15 protein-coding genes are annotated in these 16,953 nt (G+C 65.9%); 10 read left to right on the forward strand and 5 right to left on the reverse strand.

The genetic code is table 11. The features are described 5' to 3' along the window. Positions 1-7: 7 nt before the first annotated feature. The 5 genes from E1956_RS40620 to E1956_RS40640 all read left to right on the forward strand — a co-directional run bounded on the left by E1956_RS40620 (position 8) and on the right by E1956_RS40640 (position 6,311). Entirely contained in the window at positions 8-892 is an 885-nt protein-coding gene (locus tag E1956_RS40620; protein WP_134758926.1) for an intradiol ring-cleavage dioxygenase, read from the forward strand. Positions 893-964: 72 nt separating this feature from the next. Beyond that, a complete protein-coding gene (locus E1956_RS40625; RefSeq protein ID WP_134759725.1) occupies positions 965-2,026 on the forward strand; it encodes a maleylacetate reductase in 1,062 nt (353 codons plus the stop codon). Between the two features lie 77 nt (positions 2,027-2,103). Further along, positions 2,104-3,765 (forward strand): bifunctional 3-(3-hydroxy-phenyl)propionate/3-hydroxycinnamic acid hydroxylase MhpA, encoded by a 1,662-nt coding sequence (mhpA, locus tag E1956_RS40630; protein ID WP_134758927.1) that lies wholly within the window; start codon positions 2,104-2,106, stop codon positions 3,763-3,765. 14 nt (positions 3,766-3,779) lie between these two features. Further along, entirely contained in the window at positions 3,780-4,859 is a 1,080-nt protein-coding gene (locus E1956_RS40635; RefSeq protein WP_134758928.1) for an alpha/beta hydrolase family protein, read from the forward strand. 138 nt (positions 4,860-4,997) lie between these two features. After that, on the forward strand, positions 4,998-6,311 hold the full coding sequence (locus E1956_RS40640; protein WP_232072252.1) for a mechanosensitive ion channel family protein: 1,314 nt from the start codon (positions 4,998-5,000) through the stop codon (positions 6,309-6,311). Between the two features lie 66 nt (positions 6,312-6,377). On the opposite strand, the gene E1956_RS40645 is transcribed toward E1956_RS40640, so the two are convergent. Both E1956_RS40645 and E1956_RS40650 read right to left on the reverse strand, forming a co-directional pair. Beyond that, positions 6,378-7,142 (reverse strand): DUF169 domain-containing protein, encoded by a 765-nt coding sequence (locus E1956_RS40645; protein ID WP_134758929.1) that lies wholly within the window; start codon positions 7,140-7,142, stop codon positions 6,378-6,380. A 51-nt stretch (positions 7,143-7,193) separates the two neighbouring features. Continuing rightward, positions 7,194-8,246 (reverse strand): AraC family transcriptional regulator, encoded by a 1,053-nt coding sequence (locus tag E1956_RS40650; protein ID WP_134758930.1) that lies wholly within the window; start codon positions 8,244-8,246, stop codon positions 7,194-7,196. Between the two features lie 199 nt (positions 8,247-8,445). On the opposite strand from E1956_RS40650, the gene E1956_RS40655 reads away from it, so the two are divergent. Genes E1956_RS40655 through E1956_RS40670 form a run of 4 tightly spaced genes read left to right on the forward strand, consistent with a single transcriptional unit; the run spans position 8,446 to position 14,159 of the window. Continuing rightward, a complete protein-coding gene (locus E1956_RS40655; RefSeq protein ID WP_134758931.1) occupies positions 8,446-10,149 on the forward strand; it encodes a GMC family oxidoreductase in 1,704 nt (567 codons plus the stop codon). After that, positions 10,136-12,673, forward strand: coding sequence for a flavin-containing monooxygenase (locus E1956_RS40660; protein ID WP_134758932.1), 2,538 nt, complete (start codon positions 10,136-10,138; stop codon positions 12,671-12,673). Before E1956_RS40655 ends, E1956_RS40660 begins: the two co-directional genes overlap by 14 nt. After that, entirely contained in the window at positions 12,670-13,662 is a 993-nt protein-coding gene (locus E1956_RS40665) for an alpha/beta hydrolase (protein ID WP_134758933.1), read from the forward strand. The genes E1956_RS40660 and E1956_RS40665 overlap by 4 nt, the downstream gene beginning before the upstream one ends. A gap of 29 nt (positions 13,663-13,691) precedes the next feature. Then, on the forward strand, positions 13,692-14,159 hold the full coding sequence (locus E1956_RS40670; protein WP_133198335.1) for a YaiI/YqxD family protein: 468 nt from the start codon (positions 13,692-13,694) through the stop codon (positions 14,157-14,159). A gap of 19 nt (positions 14,160-14,178) precedes the next feature. Here the strand turns inward: E1956_RS40670 and infA are convergent, their stop codons facing one another. The 3 genes from infA to E1956_RS40685 all read right to left on the reverse strand — a co-directional run bounded on the left by infA (position 14,179) and on the right by E1956_RS40685 (position 16,015). Beyond that, positions 14,179-14,445, reverse strand: a complete 267-nt coding sequence (gene infA / locus E1956_RS40675) for a translation initiation factor IF-1 (RefSeq protein WP_028216505.1) — start codon at positions 14,443-14,445, stop codon at positions 14,179-14,181. 448 nt (positions 14,446-14,893) lie between these two features. Beyond that, positions 14,894-15,097: a cold-shock protein gene (locus tag E1956_RS40680; protein ID WP_028216504.1), complete on the reverse strand. Its 204-nt coding sequence runs from the start codon at positions 15,095-15,097 to the stop codon at positions 14,894-14,896. A gap of 294 nt (positions 15,098-15,391) precedes the next feature. Next, complete coding sequence (locus tag E1956_RS40685) at positions 15,392-16,015, reverse strand: hypothetical protein (RefSeq protein ID WP_134758934.1); 624 nt, start codon at positions 16,013-16,015, stop codon at positions 15,392-15,394. Between the two features lie 369 nt (positions 16,016-16,384). Between E1956_RS40685 and E1956_RS40690 the strand changes: the two genes are divergently transcribed. Then, entirely contained in the window at positions 16,385-16,936 is a 552-nt protein-coding gene (locus E1956_RS40690; RefSeq protein WP_134758935.1) for an SLOG cluster 4 domain-containing protein, read from the forward strand. Positions 16,937-16,953 lie beyond the last annotated feature (17 nt).

Raw genomic sequence — 16,953 nt, forward strand, 5'->3', positions numbered from 1 at the left:
AACCGAAATGCGCAACCTCAACGAGGACACGATCACCCAGGCAGTGATTGCGTCGCTAGGCGGATGTGGTGACTCACGGCTGCGGACAGTAATGACGAGCCTCGTGCAGCACCTCCATTCGTTCGCCCGCGAGACCAAGCTGACCGAAGCCGAGTGGCAGGCGGCGATCGCGTTTCTGACCGCCGTGGGCCATATCACCGACGACAAGCGCCAGGAGTTCATCCTGCTCTCGGACGTGCTCGGCCTTTCGACGCTCGTCACCGCGCAGAACCACGCGAAGCCGGCGGGCTGCACCGAAGCAACGGTGTTCGGTCCTTTCTATGTGGAGGGAAGCCCGGAGTACGCCCAGTTCGACGACATCGCGAACGGTGCGCGCGGCGAGCCTTGTTTTGTCAGCGGATATGTGCGCGCGCTCGACGGCCAGCCGCTCGCCAACGCCCTGCTCGAAGTCTGGCAAGCCGATGAAGACGGCCACTACGACGTGCAGTTGGTCCCCGAAGACGATGGCACGCACGCGCATCGCGCACGCGGCAAGCTGCGCACCGACGCCAACGGACGCTTCGCGTTCCGCTCGATACTCGCCGAGCCGTATCCGATTCCGCACGACGGCCCGGTCGGCGCGATGCTCGACGCCCTCGGCCGGCACCCGTGGCGGCCCGCGCATCTGCATTTCATGATCGAGGCGCCGGGCTACGAAACGCTGATCACCCACGTGTTCCGCGACGGCGACCGCTATCTCGACTCCGATGCGGTTTTCGGCGTACGTTCGACGCTGGTGGCGCAGTGGGTCCAGCAACCTTCGGGCACGGCGCCCGATGGCTCGCAGATGGACGTGCCGTTTTACACGCTCGACTACGACTTCGTGCTGAACCCGAAGGGGCCGGGGAGATGATCCGCGACATCGTCATGTGGAAGGTATCGGGCAAGAAAGTCGTGGCGTAACGGAGAAGTGATGCAAGCCAGTATGGAATTCGTTTACAAGGCGCGTCCCGCACGCGTGATCTTCGGGGCGGGCAGCCTGCGCCACCTCGAGCGAGAAGTCCTCGAGCTGGGCGCGAAGCGGGCGCTGGTGCTCAGCACACCGGAGCAACGCGCACTCGCGCAAACCGTCGCCGAGCGCCTCGGGAGCCGTGCCGCCGGGATCTACGATCGTGCCACGATGCACGTGCCGGTCGAGGTGGCGCGCGACGCGCTCGCGTACGCCAAAAGCTGCGGCGCCGATTGCGCGATTGCCGTGGGCGGCGGCTCCACGGTCGGGCTCGGCAAGGCGATCGCGCTCGAAAGCAGTCTGCCCATACTCGCGATCCCCACCACCTATGCCGGCAGCGAAATGACGCCGATCTACGGCCTCACCGAAGCCGGCCTCAAGCGCACCGGCACCGACGCGCGCGTCTTGCCGAAGACGGTGATCTACGATCCCGATCTGACGCTCACGCTGCCCGTCGACTTGTCGGTGACGAGCGGCATCAATGCCATCGCCCACGCGGCCGAGGGGCTCTACGCGAACGACGCCAACCCGGTGATGAGCCTGATCGCCGAAGAAGGCATACGCGCGCTCGCGCAGGGCTTGCCGGGCGTGCGTCGCGACGCGACGGATCTCGCCGCGCGCAGCTACGCGCTGTATGGCGCCTGGCTGTGCGGCACGGTGCTCGGCAACGTTGGCATGGCGCTCCATCACAAGCTGTGCCACACGCTCGGCGGCAGCTTCAATCTCCCGCACGCGCAGACGCATACCGTCGTGCTGCCGCACGCGCTCGCCTACAACGCGGCCCACGCATCCGATGCGATGCGCCGCATCGCCCGCGCAATCGGCACCGATGACGCCGCGCGCGGCATCTATGAGCTCGCGCGCCAGAACGGCGCTCCGCTCGCGCTGAAGACACTCGGCCTGAACGAAGCCGACCTCGACCGCGCCGCCGACATCGCCGCCGCGAATCCGTACTGGAATCCCCGGCCGATCGAGCGGCAGGCATTGCGCGCGCTGCTGCAGGACGCGTTCGACGGCGTGCCGCCCACCACGCGTTGAAAAACCGTTGAACGATTGAAATGCGCCCTGCGCAACAGGCAGGGCGAGAATAACCAGGATCAACCAGGAGACACAGCATGACGACCGAATTGAATCAGGGTGGCGAACGCGCCGCGGAGCACTACGACGTTGCGGTGGTCGGCTATGGTCCGACCGGGCTCGTCGCGGCTTCGATGCTCGGCCGTGCCGGCTACCGGGTCGTGGTCATCGAGCGTTGGCCCACCCCGTACGGTCTTCCGCGCCTCACGCACATCGACGGCGAAACGGCCCGCATCGTGCAGGCGAGCAGTCACGTCGAGCAGGCGTTGCGCAACGCGAAGCCTGTCGATACCTATCACTATCGCGACGCCCAGGGCGATCTGCTGCTCGAACTGAACTGGACGGGCCGCGCCTGCGGCTACCCCGCTCACATCTCGATCTATCAGCCCGACATCGAGGACGCGATCGAAGCGCGTGCGAGCGGCTACAAGGGCGTCACGGTCCTGCGCGGCTGGGAAGTCGAAATGCTCAAGCAGGACGGCGATGGCGTGACGCTGTCCGCCCATCCGCGGCGCTGCGCGCAGGATGCGCAATGGACCGAAGCGCCGCGCACCTTCCACGTCCAGTACGCGATTGGTGCGGACGGCGCGAACAGTTTCGTGCGCCGCACGCTCGGCATCGAACGCAGCGATTACGGCCATAACGAGCGCTGGCTGAACCTCGATTCGGAGAACAAGCGCGATCTGGGCGAAGCGTACTCGCGCACGACGATCTTCTGCGATCCGGCGCGCGCGTATATGCACATGCCGATCGGCACGCAGCGCACGCGCTTCGAATTGCGCGTGCTGCCCGACGAGGCAACGCCCGATTGGGAAGCAGAAGACGCCGGCTGGCGCTGGCTCAAGGAGCGTTACGGCCTCGGGCCGGACGACCTGACGATGCTGCGCCACGTCGTCTACACCTTCGAAACCCGCATGGCCTCGCACTGGCGCGAGCAGCGCGTGCTGCTCGCGGGCGACGCGGCGCATACGATGATGCCTTATATGGGCCAGGGGGCCTGCTCGGGCATGCGCGACGGCATCAACCTCGCGTGGAAGCTCGATCTGGTCTTGAGCGGCCGCGCGGCGCCGGCCTTGCTCGACACCTACGAGGCCGAGCGCCGGCCGCACGTGAACGCGATCACGCAGATGTCGCTGTTCCTCGGCAAGGTCGTCAACGAAGACGATCCGCACAAGGTCGCCGAGCGCGATGCGGCTTTCCGCGCCGGCAAGGTGCCGCCCATGCCGCCGTTTCCGAAGGTCGAGCACGGTATCGTGCATTGCGAAGCGGACGGCACGCTGCTGCCCTCAACCGGCGTCCCCGCACCGCAGGGGCGCGTGCGACGCGGCGCGGCCGAGGGCCGGCTCGACGACGTCGTCGGCTACGGGTTCCAGCTCGTCGCGCGCGAGCATCCGGCGCACCATCTCGACGCGCGCCAGCTCGCCTTCCTCGAGCGGCTCGGCTGCCGCTTCGCGGTGCTCTCGGACGATGCGGCCGCACGTGACGCCATCGTCGATCTCGACGGCGATCAACGCGCGTTCATGGACGCGTATGGGATGCAGGCTTACATCAGTCGTCCTGACTTTCTCGTGTTCGGCTCGGTCACCGGGCAGCGCGACCTGGGCGCACTCGTCGACGATCTGCGCGACAAGCTCCACTGGCGCGACGAAGCCGTCGCGGGCAAGGCGGCGGAAAGCGCGTCCGGCGCACGCATTTCGTGAGTGAGGAGCTCTCCATGACGACGGAACTGTCGCCTTTCACACATGCGCTGCAGCGCGCGATGCCGCTCACCCGGCTGCTCGACTGCGGCATGGACTACGCGGACGCAACGGCGCTGCACGCCCGCACGTCGGCCGGCGAGGCGTGGGACACCGCAGCCGAGGCATTGGCCGACGCGCAGTTCGCGCGGGCAGCGCAAGCCGCCGCCGCCGGGCATCTGAAGACGGCGGCCGATGCGCAGGCCATGGGCATCGCCGACCTGCTATTCGCCCAGATGGCGTTCAACGACGACGTCCCGCGCAAGCGCCAGCTCTACGCGCGCCTGACCGAGGCGGCGCAGCGTCTCGCCGGCTGGTCGGAGCAGCGCATCGAGCGCGTGGCCTTGCCGTTCGCCGGCGCGCACCTGATAGGCTGGCTCGTGCGGCCCGGCGCGAGCACCGTGCGCGGCACGGTCATCGTCTTCGGCGGGCAGAGCGGCTGGGGCTTCGCCTACTGGCCGATCGCGCGCGCGTTCGCGGCGCGCGGGATCGCCACGCTGCTCGCCGAAGGTCCAGGCCAGGGCGAGACCCGGCTCGAACAGCGGATCTTCGTCGACGTCGACGTGACCGCCGCGTACCGGCGCTTCGTCGATTACGTTGCGGACGACGCATCGCTGGGCCCGGTCGGCATCTGGGGAAACAGCATTGGCGGGCTATGGGCCGCCTCCACCGCGGCGGCCGACCCACGCATCGCGGCGTGCTGCGTGAACGGCGCGCTCGCTGCGCCGTCGCTGCTGCCGTTCCGCACGTTCGTCGAGCAAGCCGCCGCCATGCTCGGCAACACCGCCCCCGATGCGATCGCGGCGAATTTCGATCGTCTGCGGTTCGTGCCGGAGCGCGAGCGTATCGCCTGCCCGCTGCTCGTGCTGCACGGCGGCGCGGATCCGCTCATTTGTCTGGAGGATCAGCAGCCGTTCCTCGATGCCGCCACTTCCGGCGACGCCACCCTCGAGGTCTGGCCCGACGGCGAGCACACGATCTACAACCACAGCGCGGCGCGCACCGCGCTCGCATGCGACTGGTTCGTCGAGCGCCTCGTCAGACGCGCCCAAACGTGACATGCGCGAAGAGCACGGACGCCTATAACTACCGGTGACGCCGCTACAATAGCGTTCGTGCGATACGCTTGCCGACCGGTCCGGTTGCGCTCGCACGGGACGCCCTCCACGGGCGCACCCGCCGCGGCGCCGCGCTTCGTGGCGGCTACTGACGCCGCGCCCGCGCTGCAGCGCAGAGCCGATCCAATCGCCAGACCGGACATGCCCGTCGAGCCGGGGTGGCCGGCACTGGAGGGATCGATGTTCGACAAGGCGCTGCGTTTCGAAGGCGGGCCGGACTGGCATCACTTCCACGTCTACACCGACAGCACGCTCGTTGCGGTCCTGCTCGTCGCCGCCCTCCTGCTCGCGATACTGCTGGCGAGCACGATCTGCTACTTCGCCACGCGCGCGATCATGCTGTCGATCGTCGGCCGTCTCGCGCGCCACGAGCAACGCAAGTGGCTGCGCGCCGCCGAGCGCCACCGGGTGTTCCACCGGCTCGCGCCGCTCGTGCCCGCGATCATCGTCTATGCGGCCGCGCCGCTGCTGACCGGCCTCACGTTTCCGCTCATTTCGGCGCTCGGGCATCCGCTGGCCCTGCTCGCGGCCTGCTACATGGTGTACACGCTCCTGCGCGCCGCGCTCGCGCTCCTCGACAGCGTCGGCGAGCGCTATAGCCACTTCCCCTCCGCCAGCGAGCGGCCGATCAAGAGCTTCCTGCAGATCGCCACCATCGTGCTCTATGTGATCGCGCTGATTGCGGTGATCTCCGTGCTGATGGAGCGCTCGCCCGCCTACTTCCTCACCGGCCTCAGTGCGATGACGGCGCTGCTGATCATCATCTTCCGCGACTCGCTGCTCGGCTTCGTCGCCAGCATTCAGCTCACCGTCTACGACATGGTGCGGGTAGGCGACTGGATCGAAGTGCCTGGCTTCATCGCTGACGGCACCGTGATCGACATTGCGCTGAACACGATCAAGGTGCAGAACTTCGACAACTCGATCGTCATGCTCCCTACCTACGTTCTGCTAACGAATAGCATGAAGAACTGGCGCGGCATGACCGAGTCGGGCAGCCGGCGCGTCAAGCACGCGATTCATTTCGATGCCGACACCGTGCGCTTTCCCGACGAAGCCCTGCTCGTGCGGCTGCGCAACGACATCCACAGGCCGCTCGAGGCATTTGCACCCGAGGACACCCAGCGGCGCACGAATCTCGGCCTTTACCGGCTCTACCTGACTGCGCATTTGCGCGACCATCCAGCGGTCCGCCGCGACATGCCGCTCGTGATCCGCCAGGTGCAGTCGCGCCAGGCCGTACTCGCGCTGGAGATCTTTCTGTATCTGGATGAAACGCGCTGGGAGCCCTACGAAAACCTTCAATCGGACCTGCTCGATCATGCGTATGGCATCGCCCCGCTGTTCGGCTTGCGCTGCTGGCAGGAGCGGTGGCCGGGAGCCCGCCATTGAAGGCTGAGGGCCATCAACGTCAAGCTAGGCACATACTGGCGCTTCAAGGCCTGATGCGCCCTCATCCTATTTCTTTGCGTAGCTCACTTCCATGCCGGCCCGAACGTCCTGCTGGATCCCATACTGCGCAAACGGATACCGAAGGCCGTTCTTCGCCAGCGCCTCCATGCCCGCGATGGCCTGTGCCAGCATCGCGGGGGGAAGTGCCATCAGCATCTCGTCGTCGAGCACGCCACCATAGCGGCGCTCCGCAAAGCAGGGGATCGAAAGGCTCGGCTGACCGGTCTTCAGCGCCCTGCCCCAGGAATCCGCGCAGGACGATTCTCCCACCACGCTCCAGTCGAACCGCTTGTAGCCCGACCATTGCAAGCCGTTGATGAAGTAAATCATGGCGCCGGGCGTTGCGTAGAACAGCGCGATGGTCGGGTCGATACGGCCGGCCGCAAGCGGCGACACCACCAGCGCCTCGTACTTTCCGTCGGGCACGCAGTCCATGGCCGCTTGATGGGCGGCGGAATCTTCGAGCGTCGCATACCAGACGCCCGCCATTTGCTGGCCCGAGCGCCATTCGGCATCCTTGGCGTTGCCGAGACCCACGACCGACCGGCATTGCGATCCGACCAGATCCTCGGCCGTTACACCGATCGTGAAACCAAGGCGGGCGGCCTGGCCGACGATCTGGTCGAGCGTGTGGATCGCCTTCGGGCGGCGAATGCGATGAATCGCCTCCATGTCCTCGCGCCGTTCGCACAGCATCATCCCGAACGGCAGGCTGCGCAGCTTGAGCAGGCGTTCGAGGTCCACTGCCATTTTGCCAAGATCGTCTTTCATCGGGGTCGTCTCCATGAATCTATTCGGTATCCTGCATAAATCATTGCCACCCTACTGCCGGGCCTCATTGCGCCCTTGCGTCATGCCTGCGCGATAAATTTGCGGCGCCACGCCATGCCATCGCTTGAACGCCTGCGAGAAACTCGAGAGGTCGCTGTAGCCGAGCCGGTCCGCAATCTCCGTGAGCGTCAACTGCGCGTCGCCCAATAGCGTTTCGGCCATCGCGATGCGCGATTCGTCGAGCAAGGTGCGGAACGTCGTGCCTTCCTCCTGCAGCCTGCGCTTGAGCGTGCGGGCGCTCGTGTTCATCATGCGCGCCATCTCTTCGAGCGAAAGCGGCACGCCGCCCCACGCCGCGCTCAGATAATGGCGGATCATGGCCGATGTGCCCACGCGCGCGCGCCGTGCCTCCACCAACTGCTTGCACATCTGCTCGCACATGGCCGCGGTGGTGGCGTTGGCTTGCGGCAGCTTGAAGTCTAGCCACGCGCGCTCGAATGTAAGGCAGTTCGAGCGCGCCCCGTAAACCGGCTCGACGCCGAGCAGATGCTGAACGTCGAGCCGTGCCTCGGGCCTCTCGCGTGGCTTGCTCGCTTGCAGCGTGAAGCTCGTCAGCGCGAAATCCGTTGCCCCAACCTCGCGCAGCAATACGGCCGCCGCCGCCATGTCGCGTTCCACGCAGTACCGGCTCAGCACGTCCGGCAACTCCGGCGCGCCGAAATTCAGCATGCAGCAATCGCCGGTCTCCCGGTACGTGATCACGCTGAACGCATGGGTGAGCGGCAGGAAGCGCAAGGCCAGCGCGAGCGCATCGCGCCCCGTGGCACTCGCAATCAGGCCGTAGCCCCACACGCCGTACGTCGAGAAGTGGTAGCGCCCGCCAAGCTCGAGGCCGAGTCCGGGCGGATAGCCGAGCAGCCGCAGCAGGTTGTCGTAGAGCCGCAGCTCCTGGGCCGCCGTCACCTCGGTGTTCGGATCGTCGATCTGCGCGGCCGACAAGCCCGTGCCCGCGAGCAGCTTCGCTTGCGCCAGGCCGCGCTCGTCGCCGAAATCGACCAGCAGCCGGGCGCTGGCCGGACTCCGGGTGAAATCCCAGAAGCTCATGCGGAGAAACCCTCAATCCGTCCGTTTGGCCCAAATACTAAAACAATTGTCCCATCGCAGCATTGGTGTTTTCCCATGCAGCACGCACTATCGGTGCCAGTCAGTCGTCGTTCGAACGACTCCATCGAAAGCACGGAGGAGACCTATGCCAATGAGCCCCAACGCATCGCCTGAACCCCGCACTTCCTGAGGCGATTCCATGAGCCAAGTTTTCGACTACATCGTCGTGGGCGGCGGCTCGGGCGGCTGCGTGATCGCGGGACGCCTGAGCGAAGACCCGAACCTCACCGTCTGCGCGCTCGAAGCCGGCGGACGCGGCGACGGCACGCTCGTCAACACGCCAACGGGCGCGGTGGCGATGATGCCAACCCGCATCAACAACTGGGCGTTCGACACCGCGCCGCAAGCGGGACTGGGCGGACGCACGGGGTACCAGCCGCGCGGCAAGACGCTCGGCGGCTCGTCGGCGATCAACGCGATGGTCTACATCCGCGGCCACCGCAGCGACTACGACGGCTGGGCCGCGCTCGGCAATGAAGGCTGGGCGTGGGACGACGTGCTGCCGTACTTCAGGCTCAGTGAGCATAACGAACGATTCGACGACGCCTGGCACGGACGCGACGGTCCGCTGTGGGTCAGCGACCTGCGCACCGGCAATCCGTTTCACGCGCGCTACCGCGAAGCGGCGCTTCAGGCGGGACTGCCGCTGACCGACGATTTCAACGGCGCGCAGCAGGAAGGCATCGGCATCTATCAGGTCACGCAGAAGCACGGCGAACGCTGGAGCGCCGCGCGCGCGTATCTGCTGCCGCATCTTGGCCGGCGCGACAATCTCACGGTCGAGACCCACGCGCAAGTGCTGCGCATCGTGTTCGACGGCACACGCGCGGTGGGCGTGGAGGTGAAGCAGCACGGCGAGGTCCGCACGCTGCGCGTCCGGCGCGAGGTCGTGCTCGCAGCGGGTGCGCTGCAGACGCCGCAACTGCTCATGCTCTCGGGCATCGGTCCGGCACGCGAGCTCGAACGCCTCGGCATCCATGCGCGGCTCGATCTGCCCGGCGTCGGCCGCAATTTGCAGGATCATCCCGACTTCATCTTCGGCTACCGCGCGCGCAGCACGGACACCATGGGCGTCTCACTGCGCGGCGGATTGCGCATGTTGCTCGAACTGGCGCGCTTTCGCCGCGAACGGCGCGGCATGCTGACGTCGAACTTCGCGGAAGGCGGCGGCTTCCTGAAGACGCGTCCCGAGTTGGACGCGCCGGACATCCAGCTGCATTTCGTCGTCGCGCTCGTGGACGATCACGCGCGCCGCTTCCACCTCGGTCATGGGCTGTCGTGCCACGTGTGCCTGCTGCGCCCGCGCAGCCGCGGTTCCGTCACGCTGCGCAGCGCCAATCCGCTCGACGCGCCGCGCATCGACCCGGCCTTCTTCGCCGATGCGCGCGATCTCGAAGACATGGTCGCCGGCTTCAAGCTCACGCGCCGCCTGATGCAGGCCCCCGCGCTCGCGCGGTGGATCACGCGCGACATGTTCACGGCGCACGTGAACACCGACGACCAGATCCGCGACGTGCTGCGCCAACGCACCGACACCGTCTATCACCCGGTGGGCACATGCCGGATGGGGCACGACGCGCTCGCCGTCGTCGATCCGCAATTGCGCGTGCGCGGCGTGCAGGGACTGCGCATCGTCGATGCTTCCGTGATGCCGACGCTGATCGGCGGCAACACCAATGCGCCGACGATCATGATCGCCGAGAAAGCGGTCGATCTGATACGCGGCGTCAGCCGCGTGGCCGCGCAACCGCATAACGATGCACAAGCGGAACCGCACGTTGAACCGCACGCCAACTACGCACCACAAGCACGCACTGTAGAGGCTCGCCATGCAATCGCCTGAATCCACCGCACTCGAAGCGAGCGCCAGGCCGCTGAGCGCCATCGTCATCGGTGCGGGCTTTGCCGGCATCGGCATGGCCATCGCGCTCAAGCGCGCCGGCATCGAAGACTTCGTGATTCTGGAGCGCTCGCATGACGTTGGCGGCGTCTGGCGGGACAACAGCTATCCCGGCGCCGCGTGCGACGTGCCCTCGCATCTTTATTCGTTCTCCTTCGAACCGAATCCCGAGTGGTCGCGAACGTTCGCACGGCAGCCGGAGATTTACGCGTACCTGCGCCGTTGCGCGGCCAAGTATGGACTGGCGCCGCATCTGCGCTTTCAGGCGGAAGTCGCGCATGCGCGCTACGACGAGCCTCACGCGTTATGGCGCGTGACGTTGAAGGACGGCTCGACGCTGAGCGCGCAGTTATTGATCAGCGGCACGGGCCAGTTGAGTCGGCCGGCGTTGCCGAAGCTGCCCGGCATGGAGACGTTCCGCGGCCGCGCGTTCCATTCGGCCCACTGGGATCACGAGTATCCGCTCGCCGGCAAGCGCGTCGCGGTAGTCGGCACCGGCGCGTCCGCAATCCAGTTCGTGCCCGCAATCGCCGATACCGTGCGGTCGCTCACGGTGTTCCAGCGCTCGCCCGCCTACCTGATGCCGCGCCCCGACCGCGCGTACCGGCCGTGGCAACGCGCACTGTTCCGCGAATTGCCGTGGACGGTGAAACTCCATCGCGCGGCAATCTATGTGCGCTACGAATCGCGCGCGGTCGCGCTCACGCGCCTGAGCGGAATCATGAAATTCGCGGTGGGCCGCCCGTTCCGCAAGCTGCTCGCGCAACAGGTGCCCGACGCGGCGCTGCGCGAGCGGCTCACGCCCGACTACCCGATCGGCTGCAAGCGCATCCTGTTGTCGAGCGACTATCTGACCGCACTGAGCAAGCACAACGTCGAACTCGTCACGCAAGGCGTCCGGCGCGTGACCGAGCGCGGTATCGAAACCGTGGACGGCACGCATCACGCCGTGGACGCGATCGTCTACGGGACCGGATTTGCGGCGACCGAGTTTCTCTCGCCGATGCGTATCACGGGCCGTAACGGCCGCGACCTGAACGATGCGTGGCGGCGCGGCGCGCAGGCCTGGCTCGGCCTCACGGTGCCTGGCTTTCCTAACTTCTTCACGCTCTATGGCCCGAACACGAACCTCGGCCACAACTCGATCGTCTATATGCTCGAAAGCCAGATCGCGCATGTCATGCGCTGCGTGCGCGCGATGCGGCGCGCCGGCGCGAGCGCGATCGACGTCGACCCGCGCCGCTACCGGCGCTTCAACGAGCGCGTCCAGCAGCGCCTCGCGGGCTCGGTATGGAGCAGCTGCAAGAGCTGGTATGTCGATGCGTCGGGACACAACAGCACCAACTGGCCGGGCTTCACGCTCACCTACCGCTGGCTCACGCGCTTTTCCGGGCTCGCCGCCTACCGGCTGAGCACCGTGTTGCCGGGCGTTGCCGGGCAGGCGGGCGGCGTCACGATCGCCGAGCCCGCCGGCACACTGGAAGCACTCAATGCGGCCTTCCTGCGCAGTTTCTTGCGGGTCGGCTTCCGCTCGCTGATCGGCCCGCCGTTCGGCGCCAGCGTGCAGCGGCGCGTCGTCGGGCTCATGTCGCCGCTGATGCCCGGCGTGGGCGGCGTGATTCGCTATCGCAGGCCGGCGGGCGGCGTCCCCACCGAAGTCGTCGCGCCCAGACGCGGCGACACCGGCGGCGCGATCCTCTACCTGCACGGCGGCGCGTTCTGCCTCGGCAGCCCCGGCACGCACCGCAGCGTGACGACGCGGCTAGCCCGCGAATCGGGCATGGAGGTCTGGGTGCCCGACTACCGGCTTGCGCCCGAACACCCCCACCCGGCGGCGCTCGACGACGCGCTGGCCGCGTATGCGGCGTTGCGCGCGCAAGGCCATGCGCCGGAGCGCATCGTCGTGGCCGGCGATTCGGCGGGCGGCGCGCTCGCGTTGAGCCTTGCGATCGCGCTGCGCGGCCGCGGCGAGCGCATGCCGGCCGCGCTCATGCTGATCTCGCCGGTCACCGACGCGACGCTAAGCGGCGCCACGCTCTCGACGCGTGCCAACGCCGATCCGATGATCCGGCGCGGCTGGCTGGAGCAAGGCCTGCGCTGGTATCACGGGGAAAAACCCGCCGCCTCGCACGGACCGCTCGACACCAATCTGCGCGACCTGCCGCCCATGTTGATCCAGGTGGGCGATCAGGAAGTGCTGCTATCCGATTCGCTGCGGCTGGCCGAGCACGCGAACGCATGCGGCGTGCGCTGCACGCTGGAAGTCCACACAGGGCGATGGCACGTGTTCCAGTTGCAGGCGTTCTATTTGCGCTCGGCGCGAGCCGCGTTGTGCACGCTCGCGGAATTTGCGGCGCAACACGCGGGCGTTGCCTGGGGTGTCGCCGATCAACGCCACTCATCCCACGACCACGCCACCGGCGCGCCCATGCTCACCGCCTTTGCACCAAAGAGAGATTTCGAATGACGACCTATGCGCAGCAAGAAAGCTGGAGACAGATTCAAAGCTTTCTCCCCGTCGACTTTCAGTTAAGCCCGGCGCAGGTGCCGCAAGAAGAATGGTGGTCATGGAACGGTCACCGCGTCCACCTCGATTGCTATCGCAATGCGCGTGCGCCGCTGAAGGTGATTCTTTTCCACGGGGTGGGGACGAACGGCCGGCAGATGTCGACGATCCTCGGCGCGCCGCTTGCCCGCCGAGGCTTCGAAACCATCGCGATCGACATGCCGGAATACGGCCTGACCCAGGTTCGCCGCGGCAAGCCCATCCTCTACGACGACTGGGTGCAGGCCGGCAGCGACCTCATCGACGCGGAACTGGCGCGGGACAACCGCCCCATCGTGCTCTACGGACTGAGCGCGGGCGGCATGGAGACGTATCACGTCGCGGCGAAGAACGGCAAGGTCAAGGGCATCGTCGGGATGACGTTCCTCGATCAACGGATCCAGCAGGTACGCGACGAGACGGCGTACAACCGCTTCATGAGCCGCGTGGGGGGCCCGCTCGCGGCGCTCACCGCGCGCACTCCACTCGCGGGGCTGCGCATGCCGATGGCGGCGGCGAGCAAGATGCACACGCTCGTGAACAACCCGGCCGCGCTAAAGGCCTGCATGGCGGACAAGACCTCGGCGGGAAAGTGGGTGACCATGCGTTTTCTGGCCAGCTACACGGGCTATCGGCCTGTCGTGGAGCCCGAGGATTTCGATGTGTGTCCTGTCTTGCTCACGCAGCCCGCGCAGGATCGCTGGACACCCTTGCATCTGAGCCAATTGTTCCTGCGGCGAATCAAGCGTGTGCCCGTCAAGGTGACGATGCTGGAGAACGCGGGACACTACCCGCTCGAGCAGCCCGGGCTAAAGCAGATGGTGACGGCCATCCATGACTTTTGCGTCGAGGTGGCGCTCGATGGCGTCACGCCAGGCCACAGCAAGACCAATGCGAACCTTGGTATATGATCGCGTTTTAATGTGCTGGAATTGCCTTCATGCAAGTGCTGGTCGACGCCGACGCCTGTCCTGTCGTCATCAAGGACATCTTGTTTCGGGCCGCCAAGCGTGCCGAAATCACGGTGACGCTGGTGGCCAATCAATATTTGCGCACGCCGCCGTCACCCTTTATCAAGTCGATCCAGGTGCCGGCCGGCTTCGACGCGGCCGATGCCCGCGTCGTCGAGCTCGTCGCGTCAGGCGATCTGGTGATCACCGCGGACATACCGCTTGCCGCGGCAGTACTGGAGCGGGGCGCGCATGCGCTCGATCCGCGTGGCAACTGGTTCACGCGTGAAAATATCCAGGAGCGTCTGACGATGCGCGACGTCATGGATCAACTGCGCAATGCGGGTATTGATACCGGTGGCCCGGCGCCTTTCAGCGCGCGCGACAGCAAGGCGTTTGCGGGCCAACTCGACCGGTTCCTCGCACGGCACAAAACGCCGCCTCGCGGGACCGATTGAGTGTGGGCTCGCGGCGCGCTTAACGGCGGCGCATAGCCGGTCGCGGCTGGCCAGTAGGCGCACGCTCGTCTTTGTGGCGGAAGTTGATGCGCCCTTTCGTCAGATCGTAGACCGACAGTTCCAGCGTGACCCGGTCACCGGCAAGAATGCGAATGTGATTCTTGCGCATGCGGCCCGAGGCATACGCATTCACGATCACGCCATTTTCGAGCGTGACGCGGTATTTGCTGTCCGGCAGCACTTCGTCGACGACTCCGTCGAGTTCCAGCAGTTCTTCTTTTGCCAAATCGATGCCTCCAGAGAGCGTGGTGTCGCGTCAAATGCAAAACGTCGGCGAGCATCGCCGATTACTGCATCGCTTACGCGTATGGTGATGTTGAGAGTTGACCGGCGCATTACATACAGACGCCGGAAAAGGATCTGTGCGAACCTGGACCAGCAAGCAACGGCGCTCAGGGCGTCGAAACCCGGCGATCCGCCAGGGCTGCAGACTTCCCGAAGATTGCGCTAGAGCGACGCTGTCGATGAGCACATCGGATTCGCTGCCGGTTGGCGGGAACCTGATATCGAGCAGCAAGCGCGAAGACTGGGCGAGCTATAGACACCACACCTTCAAGCTGCAGGCGCGGCGGGAACAGGAAAGCAAGAAAAGATCGCTGGCATGCGTGGCAAACGAGCGCCACGCAAGGCGAGAGAATCGCGCCGCCCCAACGGGCCGGCGCGATCCGATAGCGTTACTGCGGCGTGATGTTCGAAGCCTGCAGACCCTTCGGGCCGCGCTTCGTTTCGTAGCTGACCTTCTGGCCTTCAGCAAGCGTCTTGAAGCCCGTGCCACGCACTTCCGAGAAGTGTGCGAACAGGTCGTCGCCACCCTTGTCCGGCGTAATGAAGCCAAAGCCCTTGGTATCGTTGAACCACTTGACAGTACCGGTTTCCACTCGTAATTCCTTAAACAGACGAATAAAGTTGCACGCCCTTGCGAAAAGGGCGACTAAAAGATCAAAAAGAGGAGAGGTCAACAAGAGCCGCGGATAGCGGCAAAAGATGAGCAATCGAGCATTTTGGAGACTTTGGTGCACGAAGGTACGCGGTAGTCGGCGCCGCGTCAAGCGGTTTCTTGCACAAGAACGCAACGGCAGGCCGCCGACGGGGCCGATTGAACGGCCCCGCAACGATTTACGAGCACTCTTGCGTGAAGCCTTCGGCTCGCTTTCCGGACTCACACCCTTCGCTCAACTGTCGGGTGGCCGCGCTGGCACCTTCTGCCAGCCGCTGGAGCAAGACCGGACGTACGGGTAATAGCCATGCGAACTCGCGCAGTAGTACCAGAAGGCGAGTTGCGGCGCGCCGCCGCCCTGGTCATCCATATCGGGGACGCCCGTCTGCCCCTGAGCCTGCCCCTGCTCGACGTATTCGGCCGGTTGCAGCAGATCGCCTGACACGTATGGGTAGTAGATGCTGGCGTAGTACGGCGGGTAGTAATACGGATAGAACGGATAGCCGTAGACGAAGCCTGGACCGAAGTAAAAGCCGATGCTCACGGACCCGCAGCAGCCATACCAGCCGTGATAGTAGCCGCCATGGTAGTAGCCACCGTGGTAATAGCTGCCGTGATACCAGCCGCTGCCGTGATAGCCGCCGTTCCACCCGCCGCCGCTCCAGCTGCTGCCGTGGTTCACGCCGCCGTAGCCGCCACCGCTCCAACTGCTGCCGTGGCTCACGCCACCCCAGCCGCCGCCATAGCCGCCACCGCCGCCGTGATACCAGCCGCCTCCTCCTCTGCCAGCGCTAGCCGCGACGCTCATGAACAGCGCCACCAGTACGAACAGCAGCCGGCACAATCCGCGCCTTGTCATGATGTTCACCTCGATCACTCGCGCATCGTCCGGCGCGACACCGTGCTCGCGTCCGCCGGCTCCGGATCAACCACCGCATTAGCGGCGTTAGTCTCATAGATCAGTTTAGGCGTCAGGACGGGTTTTTTCCTGTAAGACGAGGTGCCACGCGCATGCCGTCCCGGCGCCGATCAGACGTCGAATGAAACTGCGATGTTCGACCGTTAGTTGCAACACTTCGCCCCATTGGCCGCGGCGCTCGTTGCGCGCACCCGGGCGTTCGACATCACTCGCTGAATCGTCGAGAATCGCCGCAGCGCGTTGGTGCGGTCAGCGATCAAGCTGCCCGATAGCGCGTCTCGCAAGCGTGAATCAGAGGAGGAAAGCTCGGTGGCAATCGTTGGAGTGATGGGTTCGGGCAAGGTCGAATGGGAAGCGCTTTCGACGCCGCTCGGCGAATGGATCGCTGAACAAGGCTTCGATTTGCTGACGGGCGCGGGGCTTGGCGTCATGCTTTCGACTGCGCGCGCGTTCTCGACTACGCACGGCCGCAAGGGGCGATCGATCGGGATCATGCCCAGCGAGGCGCATCCGGTGCGCGGTTTTGTGCCTCTGCAGGGCTACCCCAATCCGTATATCGACTTGCCGATCCTCACACCACTGCCGCGCAAGCTGGCCGACGCGCCAGACGACGCGTTGAACCGGAATTACGTGAACGTGCTCACGAGCGACGTGGTCGTGGCGCTGCCCGGGAACCAGGGGACCCTCGACGAAATCCGGCTGGCGACGCGCTTTACAAAGCCGCTGATTTGCATCGGCCCACCCGACGCCTTCGAGGGCGTGCCGCCGGGCACGCGTATCGTCTCCGCGCTCGAGGACGTCTATCAGTTCGTGCTGGCAACAATAGGCTCGGTCGACGAGACAGCGCCGCGCCCGTCCTGAGCATCAAGCCCTCAGGC

It is taken from the genome of Paraburkholderia pallida, assembly GCF_004524855.1.
GTDB classification, from domain to species: domain Bacteria; phylum Pseudomonadota; class Gammaproteobacteria; order Burkholderiales; family Burkholderiaceae; genus Paraburkholderia; species Paraburkholderia oxyphila.

Excerpts from the sequence above, each read along its gene's own strand:
- E1956_RS40620 (WP_134758926.1), top strand. The coding sequence starts at position 8 with ATGCGCAACCTCAACGAGGACACGATCACCCAGGCAGTGATTGCGTCG.
- E1956_RS40625 (WP_134759725.1), top strand. The coding sequence starts at position 965 with ATGGAATTCGTTTACAAGGCGCGTCCCGCACGCGTGATCTTCGGGGCG.
- mhpA (WP_134758927.1), top strand. The coding sequence starts at position 2,104 with ATGACGACCGAATTGAATCAGGGTGGCGAACGCGCCGCGGAGCACTAC.
- E1956_RS40635 (WP_134758928.1), top strand. The coding sequence starts at position 3,780 with ATGACGACGGAACTGTCGCCTTTCACACATGCGCTGCAGCGCGCGATG.
- E1956_RS40645 (WP_134758929.1), bottom strand. The coding sequence starts at position 7,142 with ATGAAAGACGATCTTGGCAAAATGGCAGTGGACCTCGAACGCCTGCTC.
- E1956_RS40650 (WP_134758930.1), bottom strand. The coding sequence starts at position 8,246 with ATGAGCTTCTGGGATTTCACCCGGAGTCCGGCCAGCGCCCGGCTGCTG.
- E1956_RS40655 (WP_134758931.1), top strand. The coding sequence starts at position 8,446 with ATGAGCCAAGTTTTCGACTACATCGTCGTGGGCGGCGGCTCGGGCGGC.
- E1956_RS40660 (WP_134758932.1), top strand. The coding sequence starts at position 10,136 with ATGCAATCGCCTGAATCCACCGCACTCGAAGCGAGCGCCAGGCCGCTG.
- E1956_RS40665 (WP_134758933.1), top strand. The coding sequence starts at position 12,670 with ATGACGACCTATGCGCAGCAAGAAAGCTGGAGACAGATTCAAAGCTTT.
- E1956_RS40670 (WP_133198335.1), top strand. The coding sequence starts at position 13,692 with ATGCAAGTGCTGGTCGACGCCGACGCCTGTCCTGTCGTCATCAAGGAC.
- E1956_RS40685 (WP_134758934.1), bottom strand. The coding sequence starts at position 16,015 with ATGACAAGGCGCGGATTGTGCCGGCTGCTGTTCGTACTGGTGGCGCTG.